The sequence below is a fragment of the Pseudarthrobacter sp. TAF60_1 genome (assembly GCF_052113505.1).
Lineage (GTDB): Bacteria > Actinomycetota > Actinomycetes > Actinomycetales > Micrococcaceae > Arthrobacter.
Genome location: NZ_JBFRDI010000007.1, coordinates 94,678 through 109,225, shown reverse-complemented (window position 1 = coordinate 109,225; position 14,548 = coordinate 94,678). Strand labels below are relative to the sequence as shown.

Annotated in this window: 16 protein-coding genes and 1 riboswitch; of the genes, 8 read left to right on the top strand and 8 right to left on the bottom strand. The window is 64.5% G+C overall.

The features are described from left to right. Positions 1-11: 11 nt before the first annotated feature. Positions 12-1,145 carry a mannose-1-phosphate guanylyltransferase gene (locus tag AB4Y73_RS10090; protein ID WP_441871295.1) on the bottom strand — a complete coding sequence of 378 codons (1,134 nt, stop codon included), beginning with the start codon at positions 1,143-1,145 and terminating at the stop codon, positions 12-14. A 257-nt stretch (positions 1,146-1,402) separates the two neighbouring features. On the opposite strand from AB4Y73_RS10090, the gene sdhC reads away from it, so the two are divergent. From sdhC to AB4Y73_RS10065, 5 genes are all read left to right on the top strand, one after another. Further along, positions 1,403-1,783, top strand: a complete 381-nt coding sequence (gene sdhC / locus AB4Y73_RS10085; protein ID WP_082576094.1) for a succinate dehydrogenase, cytochrome b556 subunit — start codon at positions 1,403-1,405, stop codon at positions 1,781-1,783. A 3-nt stretch (positions 1,784-1,786) separates the two neighbouring features. After that, the gene (locus AB4Y73_RS10080) at positions 1,787-2,248 is read left to right on the top strand and encodes a succinate dehydrogenase hydrophobic membrane anchor subunit (protein ID WP_441871294.1); all 462 of its coding nucleotides are present in this window, start codon (positions 1,787-1,789) and stop codon (positions 2,246-2,248) included. A 103-nt stretch (positions 2,249-2,351) separates the two neighbouring features. Next, positions 2,352-4,151: a succinate dehydrogenase flavoprotein subunit gene (gene sdhA, locus AB4Y73_RS10075; protein ID WP_441871293.1), complete on the top strand. Its 1,800-nt coding sequence runs from the start codon at positions 2,352-2,354 to the stop codon at positions 4,149-4,151. Position 4,152: 1 nt separating this feature from the next. Further along, positions 4,153-4,935: a succinate dehydrogenase iron-sulfur subunit gene (locus tag AB4Y73_RS10070; protein ID WP_441871292.1), complete on the top strand. Its 783-nt coding sequence runs from the start codon at positions 4,153-4,155 to the stop codon at positions 4,933-4,935. 96 nt (positions 4,936-5,031) lie between these two features. Then, complete coding sequence (locus tag AB4Y73_RS10065) at positions 5,032-5,802, top strand: alpha/beta hydrolase family protein (protein ID WP_441871291.1); 771 nt, start codon at positions 5,032-5,034, stop codon at positions 5,800-5,802. On the opposite strand, the gene AB4Y73_RS10060 is transcribed toward AB4Y73_RS10065, so the two are convergent. The 7 genes from AB4Y73_RS10060 to glyA form a co-directional block, all read right to left on the bottom strand. Next, complete coding sequence (locus tag AB4Y73_RS10060; RefSeq protein WP_441871290.1) at positions 5,759-6,817, bottom strand: YihY/virulence factor BrkB family protein; 1,059 nt, start codon at positions 6,815-6,817, stop codon at positions 5,759-5,761. The genes AB4Y73_RS10065 and AB4Y73_RS10060 overlap by 44 nt on opposite strands. Before the next feature lie 37 nt (positions 6,818-6,854). Then, positions 6,855-7,460 (bottom strand): 2'-5' RNA ligase family protein, encoded by a 606-nt coding sequence (locus AB4Y73_RS10055; RefSeq protein WP_441871289.1) that lies wholly within the window; start codon positions 7,458-7,460, stop codon positions 6,855-6,857. Between the two features lie 4 nt (positions 7,461-7,464). Continuing rightward, positions 7,465-8,505 (bottom strand): tryptophan--tRNA ligase, encoded by a 1,041-nt coding sequence (gene trpS, locus AB4Y73_RS10050; RefSeq protein ID WP_441871288.1) that lies wholly within the window; start codon positions 8,503-8,505, stop codon positions 7,465-7,467. 18 nt (positions 8,506-8,523) lie between these two features. Then, a complete protein-coding gene (locus AB4Y73_RS10045; protein ID WP_441871287.1) occupies positions 8,524-9,357 on the bottom strand; it encodes an exodeoxyribonuclease III in 834 nt (277 codons plus the stop codon). A gap of 10 nt (positions 9,358-9,367) precedes the next feature. Further along, a complete protein-coding gene (locus AB4Y73_RS10040; protein ID WP_441871286.1) occupies positions 9,368-9,931 on the bottom strand; it encodes a hypothetical protein in 564 nt (187 codons plus the stop codon). A gap of 215 nt (positions 9,932-10,146) precedes the next feature. After that, entirely contained in the window at positions 10,147-11,064 is a 918-nt protein-coding gene (locus AB4Y73_RS10035; protein ID WP_441871285.1) for a bifunctional methylenetetrahydrofolate dehydrogenase/methenyltetrahydrofolate cyclohydrolase, read from the bottom strand. Between the two features lie 3 nt (positions 11,065-11,067). After that, entirely contained in the window at positions 11,068-12,366 is a 1,299-nt protein-coding gene (gene glyA, locus AB4Y73_RS10030) for a serine hydroxymethyltransferase (RefSeq protein WP_441871284.1), read from the bottom strand. A 143-nt stretch (positions 12,367-12,509) separates the two neighbouring features. Continuing rightward, a riboswitch (ZMP/ZTP riboswitch) is annotated at positions 12,510-12,596 on the bottom strand. A 42-nt stretch (positions 12,597-12,638) separates the two neighbouring features. Here glyA and purU point away from each other — a divergent pair. Genes purU through AB4Y73_RS10015 form a run of 3 tightly spaced genes read left to right on the top strand, consistent with a single transcriptional unit; the run spans position 12,639 to position 14,538 of the window. Then, complete coding sequence (purU, locus tag AB4Y73_RS10025; protein WP_441871283.1) at positions 12,639-13,499, top strand: formyltetrahydrofolate deformylase; 861 nt, start codon at positions 12,639-12,641, stop codon at positions 13,497-13,499. Between the two features lie 33 nt (positions 13,500-13,532). Beyond that, on the top strand, positions 13,533-14,009 hold the full coding sequence (locus AB4Y73_RS10020) for a class I SAM-dependent methyltransferase (protein WP_441871282.1): 477 nt from the start codon (positions 13,533-13,535) through the stop codon (positions 14,007-14,009). Between the two features lie 10 nt (positions 14,010-14,019). Next, positions 14,020-14,538 (top strand): gamma carbonic anhydrase family protein, encoded by a 519-nt coding sequence (locus AB4Y73_RS10015; protein WP_441871281.1) that lies wholly within the window; start codon positions 14,020-14,022, stop codon positions 14,536-14,538. Positions 14,539-14,548: the final 10 nt, after the last annotated feature.

Here is a 14,548-nt window from a genome sequence, read left to right as displayed (position 1 = left end):
CGGTTGCAGAGTTACAGAACGTCGGTGTCGCCACTGGCTTTGAGTGCATCCACGGCTCCCTTGACCCGCTGGGCGTGTTCTTTGGTGGTCACCAGGAGCGCATCTCCCGTGTCCACAATGACAACGTCCTTAATGCCGATCAGTGCGATAACACGCTTCGTGTCAGACACCACCACGCCGCTGGCGTTCTCAGTGAAGACGCGCGCACCTTCACCGAGGACCGTGACGTCGTCCACTTCCCGTGCACTGTTGAGCCGGCCCACCGAAGCGAAATCTCCGACGTCGTCCCAGCCGAAAGTGCCCGGCACCACGGCGACGTCGCCGGCGGCCGCGGCCGGTTCAGCCACTGCGTAGTCGATGGCAATCTTGGGCAGCGTGGGCCAAACCCGCGCGGTCACGGCATCACGTTCGGGAGTGTCCCAGGCCTGGGCGATCTCCAGCAGGCCCTTGAACAGTTCAGGCTGGTTGGCTTCAAGGTGCTTGAGCATCAGGGCCACCGGAGCCACGAACATGCCGGCGTTCCAGACGTACTCGCCACTGTCCACGTACTGCTGGGCGACTTCCTCGTCCGGCTTCTCCACAAACTCCACCACGGCCTGGGCGCTGGGCGCACCGTCGATGTGGAGCGCCTGTCCGGCACGGATGTAACCGAAACCGGTGGACGGGTGGGTGGGCTTGATGCCAATGGTCACGATCTTGCCGGCGGCTGCCGTGTAAATGGCTTCGCGGACCGCTGCCTGGAAGAGGTGGTCCGGGCTGATCACCTGGTCCGCAGCGAACGAGCCCATGATGGTGTCCGGATCGCGCTCGTGCAGGATGGCCGCGGCCAGTCCGATCGCGGCGCCGGAATCCTTCGGCTCGCTTTCGAGGACAAGGTCGGCGTCTTGCACTTCAGGCAACTGGCGGCACACGGCGGCCCGGTGGGCCGTGCCGGTGACCACCAGAACCCGCCGGCCCGCGAGGGGCTGCAGCCGGTCGTACGTTGCGCGCAGCAAAGTACTGCCGGAACCGGTGAGATCGTGAAGGAACTTGGGAGCTGCTGCACGTGACAGGGGCCAGAGGCGGGTCCCCACTCCGCCTGCCGGAATCACCGCGATAAAACGGTCAAGGGGTGATGCCGGGCTTGTCACTTGGTCTGTACTCATCAAGGCCTACTTTAGCCGACCGGCCTCCTGGTCCCCGCTGTGGTGCTGCCAAGGGGCCCTCCCCGGGCGGTATGGTGTGGCCTTCGTCTCAATTAAAAGCAAAACCCCGGCATTGTGGGGTCACCAAGTGGTTCCTAAATTGAATAAGCTGTTAGCGAAGCCTACATTTAGGCTCTGAGCTACGAGTGCTCTCGCAGCAGGCGTTCCCCCCGCGTGGATCTCATGCCAGCGCCGCTGTGTTGCAGGGAGGTTTATCAGTGCCGACGAAACCAGCTGGCACCTTGTACCGCGGCCGTGAAGGCATGTGGTCCTGGGTAGGACACCGAATTACCGGTGTAGTGATCTTTTTCTTCTTGTTGGTCCATGTGCTGGACACCTCATTGGTGCGTGTGTCCCCTGAGGCTTACACCGCAGTTATCGGTGCTTACAAGAACCCCCTCATGGCCCTGGGTGAAACGGGCCTGGTTGCCGCGATTGTCTTCCACGCCTTCAACGGGCTCCGGATCATCGCGGTCGACTTCTGGAAGAAGGGCGCCAAGTACCAGCGCCAGATGCTGTGGACCGTCCTGGCCCTGTGGGTAGTTGTGATGGTCGGCTTCTCCATTCGCCATCTTTCCCTCGCTCTTGGAGGTCACTAAGCCATGACTGCAACTATCGACAGCCCCCGCAGCGGGAAAATCTCCCCGCAGTACCGCCGTACGGGTGGCTCCAAGGGCAACTTCGAAATGCTGGCCTGGCTGTTCATGCGCCTCTCCGGCGTTGTGCTGGTGGTGCTGATCTTTGGCCACCTCTTTGTGAACCTCATGGTTGGCGAAGGCATTCACGCCATCGACTTCGGCTTTGTCGCCGGCAAGTGGGCTGACCCGTTCTGGCAGATCTGGGACCTCGCCATGCTGTGGCTGGCCATGCTGCACGGCACCAACGGCGTCCGCACTATCATCAACGATTACGCCGAGAAGGATTCCACCCGCCTCTTGCTCAAGATCGTCCTGTATGCGGCCACTACCGTGATCATCGTCCTGGGCACCCTGGTGATCTTCACCTTCAACCCGTGCCCCGTCGTTGACGGTGTGCCGCTGCCCGGCGGCTTCTGCCCCGCGTAGCCCATCCTGGCCGTCGCCCCACGGGCCACGGCCTGCGTTTTGCGGCGCAGGTAACGCCTGCCCGTTGTTTTATTGCGAATTTTGAGAGAAAGAGCGCCTAAGTATGCAGGTCCATAAGTACGACGTCGTCATCGTCGGTGCCGGTGGCGCTGGCATGCGCGCCGCGATCGAGTCCGGTCAGCGCGCGCGCACAGCAGTACTGACCAAGCTCTACCCCACCCGCTCGCACACCGGTGCGGCGCAGGGTGGTATGTGTGCGGCCCTTGCCAACGTCGAGGAAGACAACTGGGAATGGCACACCTTCGACACCGTCAAGGGCGGCGACTACCTGGTTGACCAGGACGCTGCGGAGGTCATGGCGAAGGAAGCCATCGACGCCGTGCTGGACCTTGAGAAGATGGGCCTGCCGTTCAACCGCACGCCTGAGGGCCGCATCGACCAGCGCCGCTTCGGTGGCCACACCCGCGATCACGGCAAGGCTCCGGTCCGCCGCGCCTGCTACGCCGCCGACCGTACCGGCCACATGATCCTGCAGACGCTGTACCAAAACTGCGTCAAGCACAATGTGGAGTTCTACAACGAGTACTACGTCCTGGACCTGCTGACGGTCGAGGAAGACGCCGTCCGCGAAGACGGCACCCCGTACAAGCAGAAGCGCGTCGCCGGCGTCGTGTCCTACGACCTCGCCTCCGGTGAACTGCACGTCTTCCAGGCCAAGTCCGTGGTGTTCGCCTCCGGCGGCGCGGGCAAGGTCTTCAAGACCACCTCCAACGCCCACACCCTCACCGGTGACGGCATGGGAATCGCCTTCCGCCGTGGCATCCCGCTGGAAGACATGGAGTTCTTCCAGTTCCACCCGACAGGCCTTGCCGGCCTGGGCATCCTGCTGTCCGAAGCAGCCCGTGGTGAGGGTGCCATCCTGCGTAACTCCGAAGGTGAGCGCTTCATGGAGCGCTACGCCCCCACCATCAAGGACCTCGCACCGCGTGACATCGTGGCCCGCTCCATGGCCAACGAAGTCCGCGAAGGCCGCGGCTGTGGCCCGAACAAGGACTACGTCCTCCTGGACCTGACCCACCTGGAGCCGGCGCACATCGACGCCAAGCTGCCGGACATCACCGAGTTTGCCCGCACCTACCTTGGTGTGGAGCCCTACACGGAGCCGGTTCCGGTGTTCCCGACCGCGCACTACGCCATGGGCGGCATTCCCACGAACATCAGCGCCGAGGTCCTGCAGGACAACGACACCGTGATTCCTGGCCTTTACGCGGCCGGTGAAGTGGCCTGCGTGTCCGTCCACGGTTCCAACCGTCTGGGCACCAACTCCCTGCTGGACATCAACGTGTTCGGCAAGCGCGCCGGGATTGCAGCGGCTGAGTACTCCAAGACCGCCGACTTCGTGGAACTCCCCGAAGACCCGGAGGCCTACACCATCGATCTGCTGAACGTTGCCCGCAACGGCAGCGGTGACGAAAAGGTGGCCCAGATCCGCAAGGACCTGCAGGACACCATGGACGCCAACATGCAGGTGTTCCGCACGGCAGACACGCTGAACCAGGTTCTGCGTGACATCGCGTCCTTCGAGGCCCGCTACAAGAACATCAGCGTCCAGGACAAGGGCAAGCGCTTCAACCTGGACCTGCTCGAGGCCGTTGAACTCGGGTTCCTCCTGGAGCTGGCCAAGGTCATGACCGTAGCGGCACTGCACCGTGAGGAATCCCGCGGCGGACACTTCCGCGAGGACTTCCCGGAGCGGGACGACGAAAAATTCATGAAGCACTCCATGGCGTACAAGGACGAGCACGCACCGGCGGACGGTTCCGCTGAGTCGATCGCGGGCATCCGACTTGCCACCAAACCGGTGGTCTTTACGCGCTACGAGCCGATGGTGAGGAAGTACTAAGATGACCGCTGAACTCGCTGAGCCAGCCTCAAAGATCGAACTGCCCGCCGGGGTCGGCGGGGGCGGGGACATCCCTTCCTTCGACGTCACGCTGCGCGTGCGCCGCTACAACCCGGAGGTCTCCGACGAGTCCACCTGGGATGACTTCAAGGTGACCATGTACGGCACCGACCGCGTGCTGGATGCCCTGCACAAGGTTAAATGGGAAATCGACGGCAGCGTCTCGTTCCGCCGTTCCTGCGCCCACGGTGTCTGCGGGTCCGATGCCATGCGCATCAACGGCCGTAACCGCCTGGCCTGCAAGACCCTCCTGAAGGACCTGGACACGTCCAAGCCCATCACGGTTGAGCCCATCAAGGGCCTGCCGGTGGAGAAGGACCTGATCGTGGACATGGAGCCGTTCTTCCAGTCGTTCCGCGAAGTCATGCCCTTCCTGATCAACAAGGGCCACGAGCCCACCAAGGAACGCCTGCAGTCCGCCGAGGACCGTGAGCGTTTCGACGACACCACCAAGTGCATCCTGTGCGCCGCGTGCACGTCCTCGTGCCCCGTGTTCTGGACCGACGGACAGTACTTCGGCCCGGCCGCGATCGTCAACGCACACCGCTTCATCTTCGATTCCCGTGATGACGCCGGCGACATGCGCCTGGAGATCCTCAACGACAAGGAAGGCGTGTGGCGCTGCCGCACCACCTTCAACTGCACCGAAGCATGCCCCCGCGGCATCCAGGTGACCCAGGCCATCGCCGAGGTCAAGCAGGCAATCCTCTCCCGCAAGATCTAATTTCCGGATCAACCGGACGACGGCGCCCTTCCCCACCCAAGGGGATGCGGCGCCGTCGTGCTTTAACACCTGTCAGCACCCACGAAAGCAGCACACATGTCCCGTTCCGAAAAAGTCAGCTTCGAAGGCTCCACCGGCGAAATCCTGTCCGGCATTATCGACGTGCCGGAGGGACCAGTCCGCGGCTGGGGTGTTTTCTCGCACGGCTTCACCCTGGGCAAGGACAGCCCTTCGGCCTCACGGATGTGCAAGGCCCTGGCCGACACCGGGATCGGCATGCTGCGGTTCGATAACCTGGGTCTGGGCGAATCCGCCGGCCACTGGTCGGAGGGCTCTTTCAGCCACAAGGTGGCGGACACCGTGAAGGCAGCCGAGTTCATGCGCGCCCAGGACAAGGCCATTTCCCTGCTGGTGGGCCACTCCTTCGGCGGCGCGGCCGTGCTGTCCGCGGCACGGCAGATTCCCGAGCTCGACGCCGTCGCTACCGTTGGTGCCCCGTTCTCACCCAAGCACGTGGCGCACGTGTTCGACGCCGCGCTGGACAAGATCCTCAGCGAGGGCAGCGCCGAAGTGGACCTGGGCGGGAAGCGCGTGGAGATCCGGAAGCACTTTGTGGAGGACCTGGAGAACGCCGACCTCACGGACTGCATCCGGCAGCTGCACAAGCCGCTGATGGTGCTGCACTCCCCCACGGACAACACAGTGGGCATCGAAAACGCCAGCACCATCTTCCAGACCGCGCGCCATCCGCGGAATTTCATCGCGCTCGAGGGAAGCGACCACCTCCTGACCGGCAAGGGTCAGGCTGCCCGCGCCGCCCGCATCATTTCTGCCTGGGCCGACCAATACCTCGACGCCGGGCAGTAGAGGCAGTAGGACCTGAACCGCCGTCGTGCTCCACGGGAGTCTTGCCGGGCTGGATGTGGCGGGAGCCCCAGAGCGTCTTATCGTGGCCGGCAGAGGCGCTCCTGAGATCCCCTTCGCGGATGGCTGACCAGCCGGCGGAAACGAGGTAGACCTGGCTCACCAGGTTGAACCAGATCAGCAGGCCGATGATGATGGCGAATGGCGCGAGGATGGGGTTTCGGCCTGCGCCGGCGAGCAGTTCGGTACTGAAGACCTGCAGGATGGTGGTGCCGACGGCGGCGAGGATGGTCCCCTCCAGCAGGGCCCGCCGGGACAGTTTAAGGCCGCCCGTCAGGCGGAACATCACGACGGCGGTCACCCAGCTCAGGACGAGCGGCACACCGATTTTGATCAGCGTCGTCAGCGGCCCGGCGATGGCAGGGTCCAGCCGCAGGAAATCGCTGACCCAGCCGGCCGCCGTGCCGAACACCAGGGAAGCTCCCGCACTGATGACCAGGGCAACGCCCAGAAGGAGCAGGGTACCGGCATCGCGCAGCTTCAGCAGGATGATGTTGAGCTTCAGCGGCGGCAGCTGCAGCACGCCGCGAAGGCCGTCCCGGAGCCCGGCGATCCACCCCAGGGACGTAATAACCGTGACCACCGCGGCAATAATTGCTGTCCACCCCAGGCCGTTGGGGTTCAGCAGGTCTTTCGGATCGACCAGTCCGGCGCCGCCGTCGACCTTCAGGAGCCCGGGCGCACTCTTTGCCACGCTGGCGATGATGGTGTCCAGGAGGGCTGGTTGGCCGCTCAACACCAGGCCCGCAATGGAGAAGCCCGTGGCCAGGAGGCCGGTGATGGAGAAGAACATGTTGAAGCCGATGCCGGCGCTCATCAGTGGTCCGTGCTGAAGGTTGTAGTGCTGAAACGCGCGCATGGGCCGGAAGGCATTAAGCCGGGCGAGCAGCCATTGGACCAGTGCCATGAGGCTGGCCAGCGGGCCGCCGTCGGACCTCCTGGCCTTGCCCCAATCCATCCTTTTTTGGATGACGGCCAGCTTCAGGCGGGCCTGTTCAGTGGGAAGCGGGGGCTCCGTTTGCGTCGGCGTCCGTTTTGGAGCCACCGGTCCCGCCGTCGTCGTTAGTTTCGGTCCCAAAGTCCAACTCTTCCCGTAGCTGCCAGATGCCGTCAGCATCGTGCTCGTAGAGTCCCATGCTAACCACAGGGAAGGTGGCCTTGTAGCTTTCGAGCACCGTTTCGGCCTCATCGAGGCTCTCCGGGGCAACATCGTGGGCGATGGTGACATGGGGATGGTACGAAAAGGGCAGGTCCCGCTGGAGTGGACCGCGTTGAAGTTTCTCGTGCAGGTCCACGCAGGCGTCGAAGCCTTCTTCCACGTTGAGGTAGACCACCGGGGAGACCGGCCGGAAGGTCCCCGTGCCGGAGATGGTCACCATGAACGGGGCCTGGTTGCGCGCCACCTCGTGGACGTGGGCGCGGGTGGCTTCCCAGTCGTGGGTGGGGGTGGTGGTGACCAGCGTGATGTGGGCCGGGACCACCCCGGCCATCGGATCACCGAACGAAGCCCGCCACCGCTGCAGTTCCGCCGCGATGGCAGGCGGGAACCCCAGAATGACACCGACGCTCATTCCTTCGCTGACAGTCCTGGCGGCCGGCATTGCTCTAGCGGACTCCGGCCAGGCGCAGGGAGGGCAGGAAACCCATCCGCTCGTAGACCTGGCTGAGCGTCACGGAGGCGATCTCACGGGCACGTTCTGCGCCTTGGGCAAGCAGCCTGTCCAGCTCGGCCGGATCCGCCATCAGCTCGTTGGTGCGGTTCCGCAACGGCGTGATGAAGTCCACCATCACCTCGGCCAGGTCCACCTTCAGGTGGCCGTACATCTTGCCTTGGTATTCGGCTTCGAGCTCCGCCACCGATTTGCCGGTGAGCGAGGAATATATGGTCAGCAGGTTGGAGACGCCCGGCTTTTCTTCGAGGTCAAAGCGGATCTCGGTGCCGGTGTCCGTCACGGCCGATTTGATGCGCTTGGCGGCGACCTTGGGGTCTTCCAGGAGCTGGATGGAGCCGTTGGGCGACTCCCCCGTCTTCGACATTTTGGCGGTGGGGTTCTGCAGGTCGTAGATCTTCGCGCTTTCCTTGAGGATGGTGGCCTCGGGCACGGTGAAGGTCTCGCCGAAGCGGGTGTTGAACCGCTGGGCCAGGTTCCGGGTCAGCTCCAGGTGCTGGCGCTGGTCCTCACCCACCGGCACCAGGTCGGTCTGGTACAGCAGGATATCGGCGGCCATCAGGGTGGGGTATGCGAACAGTCCCAGCGTGGCGGCATCGGCGCCGGCCTTCTGGGTTTTGTCCTTGAACTGGGTCATGCGGGAGGCTTCGCCAAATCCGGTGATGCAGTTCAGCGCCCACGCCAGCTGCGCATGTTCCGGGACGTGGGACTGGACGAAGAAAATGCTCTTGTCCGGGTCGATGCCGGCGGCGATGTACTGTGCCGCCACCACGCGGGTGCGGTTGCTGAGTTCCGCCGGGTCGAAGTCCACAGTGATGGCGTGCAGATCGGGGATGAAGAACACGGCGTCGTAGGCGGACTGCATGTCCACCCAGTTGCGGACCGCACCGATGTAGTTGCCCAGGTGCAGGGAATCGGCAGTGGGCTTGGCGCCGGAAAGGATCCGTTTGCGGCCCTGTGAAGGTGAGCTGGTCATTCGTTGGAACCTTAGGATTTAGAGCCGGTAGTCCACTACCAGCGGGGCATGGTCAGAGAAGCGTGTGTCCCACGAGGGCGCCCGGTCCACGACTGCCGAGAAGGCGGCAGCTGCGAGGTCCGGTGTGGCCAGGTGGTAGTCGATGCGCCAACCGGTGTCGTTATCGAACGCCTGGCCACGCTGTGACCACCAGGTGTAGGGGCCATCGACGTCGCCTGCCAGGCCGCGGTGAACGTCTTTCCAGCCGACGTCCTCGCCGAAGAAGCGGTCAAAGTAGGCACGTTCTTCGGGCAGGAAGCCGGCCTTCTTGACGTTGCCCTTCCAGTTCCGGATGTCCCGTTCGGTGTGGCCAACGTTGAGGTCACCCACCACCAGTGCGTGGTCGCTGTGCTTGGTGAGCTCGGGCAGGCGGGTGCTCATGGCGTCCAGGAACCGGTACTTGTCCACCTGCTTGGGGGTTCCGACTTCGCCGGAGTGCACGTAGGCGCTGGCAACGGTCAGCTGGACAGGTTCGCCGCTGGCGTCCGTCAGCCTGAAGTCGGCTTCCACCCAGCGGCCGGCGGTGGCGAAGTAGTCATCGCCAATGCCGTTGCGGGTGTACAGGGGTTCTTCGCGGGACGCGATGGCGACCCCGGCGCGGCCCTTGGCTTCCGCCTCGGCGTGCAGGATGTGCCAGCCGTCGCCGAGCAGCTGGCGGACGATCGCGTCGGGTGCCCGGACCTCCTGGAGGCAGAGGATATCCACTTCGCGGGGCTCCAGCCAGGCCGCCATGCCGTTCTTATAGGCAGCCCGGAGGCCGTTGACGTTGACTGACGCGATGCGAAGGTGATCCTTCTTCAATGCCGAACTCACCCGCACTACTCTAGTCGATGATGGTTCCGCTGACCGGGTCGCCGGCGCTGCCGGCGGAGCGGATCATGTCACGGGCGTTCGTTGCGGTGATCTCGATGGTTTCCAGCGCGCGGCGGATGGTGTCCTGGTCCGCGCCTTCGCCCTTGGCCCGTTCCTGCTCCACCACCCGGATCTGCACCTGCACGATCTTGAAGGAGTGATCCAGCTTGAGGTCCCGGACCTCGTCCGCCTCGGACCGCTCGGACACCACCCGGGTGCCGCCGTGGTCAGCGGAGGCCGACGACGGCGCACGGCCAGCGGCGCTGTTGAAGGCATTCTGGGCTTCCGTCAGCTTGGCGCCGGCTTTCTTGGCTGCCTTCTGGATGCTGAACACCACGAAGCAGGCGAGCGCGAGCCAGAAGGCCGCGATGACCGCCACAACCCACCCCACGACGTCGTTCTGGTTCGCGGCGAAGATTACGGCAACCAGGAAGGCGATGATAAAGACCATCATCCCCGGGCCGCTGATCCGGAGCATGGAGAAGCCGCCCTTGGACCGGCCGGACGGAGACTGTGGGTTACCCAGAGATTGCATGGGTCCATTGTCTCAAACCCTGCGGGGGCCTTTTGCACCTTCCACCCCCGGCGAACACTCCCCCCTCCCCTCCCCAACTAAGTAGCAGTAGATGTCGTTTTGAGCCCTCATTACGACATCTGCTGCTACCTAGTTGGGATTTAACGGCCGACGGCGGCCCGCACCTTAGCGAAAAGGTGCGGACCGCCGTCGGGCGTTACGTGTGTGGTGTGGAACTAAGCGATTGCGGAACCGCTTTTCTGTGCCAACTGACGTTCTGCCGCTTCGACCACGTTGGTCATGAGCAGTGCCACCGTCATCGGACCGACGCCGCCAGGGTTCGGCGAAATCCAGCCTGCCACGTCCGCAGCGGCGGGATCGATATCGCCGTGGACCTTGCTCTTGCCCGTCTCAGGATCGGTTTCCCGCGTGACACCAACGTCGAGCAGGGCAGCCCCCGGCTTGACGTCTGCTGCCTTGACGATGTGCTTGACGCCCGCCGCGCCGACAATGACGTCCGCTTGGCGCAGCAGCTCCGAAAGGTTCTCGGTGCCCGTGTGCGTCAGCGTTACCGTGGCGTTCACGGACCGGCGGGTGAGCAGCAGGCCGATGGTACGTCCCACCGTGACACCGCGCCCGACCACCACAACATGCTTGCCGGCGAGGCTGTAGCCGTTCCGCTCCAGAAGCTCGATGACGCCGCGGGGCGTGCACGGCAGCGGCGAGGTGATCTCGCCACTCACGTTGAGCACCAGCCGGCCAAGGTTGGTCGGATGCAGGCCGTCGGCATCCTTGGCGGGGTCAATCCGCTCCAGGACGGCGTCGGTATCCAAATGCTTGGGCAGCGGCAGCTGCACAATGTATCCGTGGCAGGCGGGGTCCGCATTGAGTTCGTCAATGAGTGCCTCTACCTGCGCCTGGGTGGCATCGGCCGGCAGCTCACGCTGGATCGAGTTCATCCCGATCTGCACGGACTGCTTGTGCTTCATGGACACGTACAGCTGTGAGGCCGGGTCTGCGCCCACCAGCACGGTGGCAATGCCGGGGGTGACGCCACTGGACTTCAGTGCGGCGACACGATCGGCCAGCTCAGACTTGATGGCGGCGGCGGCCGCCTTGCCATCAAGAATCTTGGCAGTTTGGGTTTCAGTCATGGATCACCACTGCTCGTGCTGCGGGTACAGCGGGAAGTCGGCGGCGAGCTTGTCCACGCGGGACTGCAGGGCCTCAACGTCGGTGGCGGAGCCGGCCTTCAGGGCGGTGGCGATGATCTCGGCGACCTCGGTGAATTCCGCTGCGCCGAAGCCGCGGGTGGCCAGGGCGGGGGTGCCGATACGCAGGCCGGAGGTGACCATCGGCGGGCGCGGGTCGAACGGAACGGCGTTGCGGTTCACCGTGATGCCCACGGAGTGCAGGAGGTCTTCCGCCTGCTGGCCGTCCAGCTGCGAGTTGCGCAGGTCCACCAGGACCAGGTGGACGTCGGTTCCGCCGGTGAGGACCGAGACGCCGGCTTCGGCGACGTCGGCCTGGTTGAGGCGGTCGGCGATGATCTTGGCGCCTTCAAGGACGCGCTCCTGGCGTTCCTTGAACTCCTCCGTGCCGGCGATCTTGAACGCAACGGCCTTGGCGGCGATGACGTGCATCAGCGGGCCGCCCTGCTGGCCCGGGAAGACGTTGGAGTTGATCTTCTTGGCCCACTCCTGCTTCGCCAGGATCACGCCGGAGCGCGGACCGGCGAGGGTCTTGTGCACCGTGGAGGTGACGACGTCGGAGTGCGGGACCGGACTCGGGTGCAGGCCAGCTGCAACCAGGCCTGCGAAGTGCGCCATGTCGGTCCAGAGCAGCGCGCCCACCTCATCGGCGATGGAGCGGAAGGCTGCGAAGTCCAGGTGGCGCGGATAAGCGGACCAGCCGGCGATGATGACCTGCGGCTTTTCGGCGATGGCCTGCTCGCGGAGCTTGTCCATGTCCACGCGGAAGTTGTCCTCCTCCACCTGGTAGGCAGCCACGTTGTACAGCTTGCCGGAGAAGTTCAGCTTCATGCCGTGGGTCAGGTGGCCGCCGTGGGCCAGCGACAGGCCCAGGATCTTGTCACCGGGAGTGATCATGGCGGACAGTGCCGCGGCGTTGGCCTGCGCACCGGAGTGCGGCTGGACGTTGGCGAACTCTGCGCCGAAGAGTGCCTTGACCCGATCGATGGCCAGCTGCTCGGCGACGTCAACATACTCGCAGCCGCCGTAGTAGCGGCGGCCCGGGTAACCCTCGGCGTACTTGTTCGTGAGGACGGAGCCCTGGGCTTCCATCACGGCACGCGGGGCGAAGTTTTCGGAAGCGATCATTTCAAGGGTGCCGCGCTGGCGGCCAAGTTCCTGCTCGAGGACTGCAGCGATTTCGGGATCAAGCTCGGCCAGCGACTGGTTGCTGACTTCGGCTGTTGTGGTGGCGGTAGTAGTCACGAAAAACTCCTGGCTAGGGATACGGGCACTGCTAAGGTCAGGCTACCGGCTGGCGTTCGGCACCGCCCCTTGATGACAGGGCGGAAAAGCGCACAGGATGATGCTGTTCCCCGCGGGTCGCAGCTCTTCTCCGGCAAAACATGACCCTCGGCCCAGGCGTACGATCCGTGGTCTTCGTGATTGCCGCTCCCTGGTGGTTAAGCCACCCAACGCCAGTTGCGACCTCCTCAGACTACCAAAAACGCCCGTGCCACGCGGGTAGGCTAATTGTCGTGAGTGATGAGCAGCTGAACAAAGCGTATGTATTAACACTGTCCTGCCCGGACCGCCCCGGAATCGTCCACGCCGTGGCCGGCGCCCTGCTGGTGGCTGGCTGTAATATTTTGGACTCGCAGCAATATGGCAGCCCCGCAACCGCGAACTTCTTTATGCGCGTGGAAGCCACGACGACGGCCTCCCGGGCCGAGCTACAGGCCGCCCTTGAGCCGGTGGCCGCGGCCTTCGGGATGCAGTGGAGCCTCAACGCCGTCGGCCAGAAGGTGCGGACCCTGCTGATGGCCAGCACGTCAGCGCACTGCCTCAACGACATTCTTTTCCAGCAGCGTTCCGGCACCCTTCCCATCGAGATTCCCGCCGTCGTCTCGAATCACCGGGACCTCGCCGGCCTGGCCGAGTTCTACGGCATCCCGTTCCACTACATCCCCGTCACGCCGCAGACCAAAGCGGAAGCCGAGGACAAACTTCGTGCCCTGATGGCCGAACACGATATCGAGCTCACGGTGCTGGCCCGCTACATGCAGATCATTTCCGATGACCTCTGTGCGGAGCTGACCGGCAAGGCCATCAACATCCACCATTCGTTCCTGCCCTCCTTCAAGGGTGCCAAGCCGTACCACCAGGCCCATGCGCGCGGGGTGAAGCTGATCGGCGCCACCGCCCATTACGTCACCGCTGCCTTGGACGAAGGCCCCATCATTGAGCAGGAAGTCATCCGGGTAGACCACGCCCGGACCCCGGAACAGTTTGTGCAAATGGGCCGGGACGTCGAGGGCCGCACACTGACCCAGGCGGTCCAGTGGCACGCGGAGCACAGGGTGCTGCTGGACGGCAACCGGACCGTGGTCTTCAACTAGCCGCCCCCGTCTGACTGGTCGCGGCGCACGGACATGGAGCACTCAGCAGCAACCAGCCGGGACGCCGAGCGCGGGCGGTTCATTAGCCTCCTTAAGGCAGAGGGCAGGCACGACGTCCTGGAGGTCGACGCCGGCCAGGGCCTTGATGGTGTGCAGTTTGTCCGCGCGGGCATCCATTACACGGGAGTGGACCCCTCGGAGGAGAACGTCCATTGGGCCCGCGCCAAGGGCCTGGATGTCTCCGTGGCAGATGCCCGGCACCTGCCCTTTGCGGACGGAACCTTCTCGGCCGCCTGGACCACGAGTACGCTGCTGCACGGCGCAGCTACAACCGATATCGGCGCCGCTACTGATATCGACGCCGTCCTGCGAGAACTGGTGCGGGTGACGGCACCCGGGGCGCCCATCGCCGTCGTGCTTTCTTCAGGGGAGGAGGAGGAGCAGGCCCGGACGCACCACCACCAGTTTCTGCTCCTCCGCACCCCCGCCTCCAACGGGCGGATGTCCTAGGCTTGGCCGTATGGCTCCTCTTCACACTTTTGCCGGCCACGCGCCGGCCGTCCACGAAACCGCGTTCATCGCACCCACCGCGTCCATCATTGGCAACGCCTCCCTCGCCCAGGATTCGAGCGCCTTTTACGGCGTGTCCGTCAGGGCCGACACCGCGGCCATCATGGTGGGCCCCGGCAGCAACCTGCAGGACAACGTTGTGCTGCATGCCGACCCCGGCTTTCCCTGCACTGTCGGCGCAGGGGTCAGCGTGGGGCACGCGGCCGTGGTGCACGGTTGCACAGTGGAGGACGACTGCCTGATCGGCATGGGCGCCACAATACTGAACGGCGCGGTCATCGGCGCCGGCTCACTGGTGGCGGCCGGCGCCGTGGTCCTGGAGGGGACGGTTGTGCCGCCCCGCTCGCTGGTGGCAGGCGTCCCTGCCAAGGTCCGGCGGGAGCTCACGGACGAGGAGTTCGACGGCGTCAAACGGAACGCCGAGCGCTATGTTGAACTTGCCCGCGCCCACCGCGACCTTCACGGGTAGGTTCCAGATA

Excerpts from the sequence above, each read along its gene's own strand:
- AB4Y73_RS10090 (WP_441871295.1), bottom strand. The coding sequence starts at position 1,145 with ATGAGTACAGACCAAGTGACAAGCCCGGCATCACCCCTTGACCGTTTT.
- AB4Y73_RS10080 (WP_441871294.1), top strand. The coding sequence starts at position 1,787 with ATGACTGCAACTATCGACAGCCCCCGCAGCGGGAAAATCTCCCCGCAG.
- sdhA (WP_441871293.1), top strand. The coding sequence starts at position 2,352 with ATGCAGGTCCATAAGTACGACGTCGTCATCGTCGGTGCCGGTGGCGCT.
- AB4Y73_RS10070 (WP_441871292.1), top strand. The coding sequence starts at position 4,153 with ATGACCGCTGAACTCGCTGAGCCAGCCTCAAAGATCGAACTGCCCGCC.
- AB4Y73_RS10065 (WP_441871291.1), top strand. The coding sequence starts at position 5,032 with ATGTCCCGTTCCGAAAAAGTCAGCTTCGAAGGCTCCACCGGCGAAATC.
- AB4Y73_RS10060 (WP_441871290.1), bottom strand. The coding sequence starts at position 6,817 with ATGGATTGGGGCAAGGCCAGGAGGTCCGACGGCGGCCCGCTGGCCAGC.
- AB4Y73_RS10055 (WP_441871289.1), bottom strand. The coding sequence starts at position 7,460 with ATGCCGGCCGCCAGGACTGTCAGCGAAGGAATGAGCGTCGGTGTCATT.
- trpS (WP_441871288.1), bottom strand. The coding sequence starts at position 8,505 with ATGACCAGCTCACCTTCACAGGGCCGCAAACGGATCCTTTCCGGCGCC.
- AB4Y73_RS10040 (WP_441871286.1), bottom strand. The coding sequence starts at position 9,931 with ATGCAATCTCTGGGTAACCCACAGTCTCCGTCCGGCCGGTCCAAGGGC.
- AB4Y73_RS10035 (WP_441871285.1), bottom strand. The coding sequence starts at position 11,064 with ATGACTGAAACCCAAACTGCCAAGATTCTTGATGGCAAGGCGGCCGCC.
- AB4Y73_RS10020 (WP_441871282.1), top strand. The coding sequence starts at position 13,533 with ATGGAGCACTCAGCAGCAACCAGCCGGGACGCCGAGCGCGGGCGGTTC.
- AB4Y73_RS10015 (WP_441871281.1), top strand. The coding sequence starts at position 14,020 with ATGGCTCCTCTTCACACTTTTGCCGGCCACGCGCCGGCCGTCCACGAA.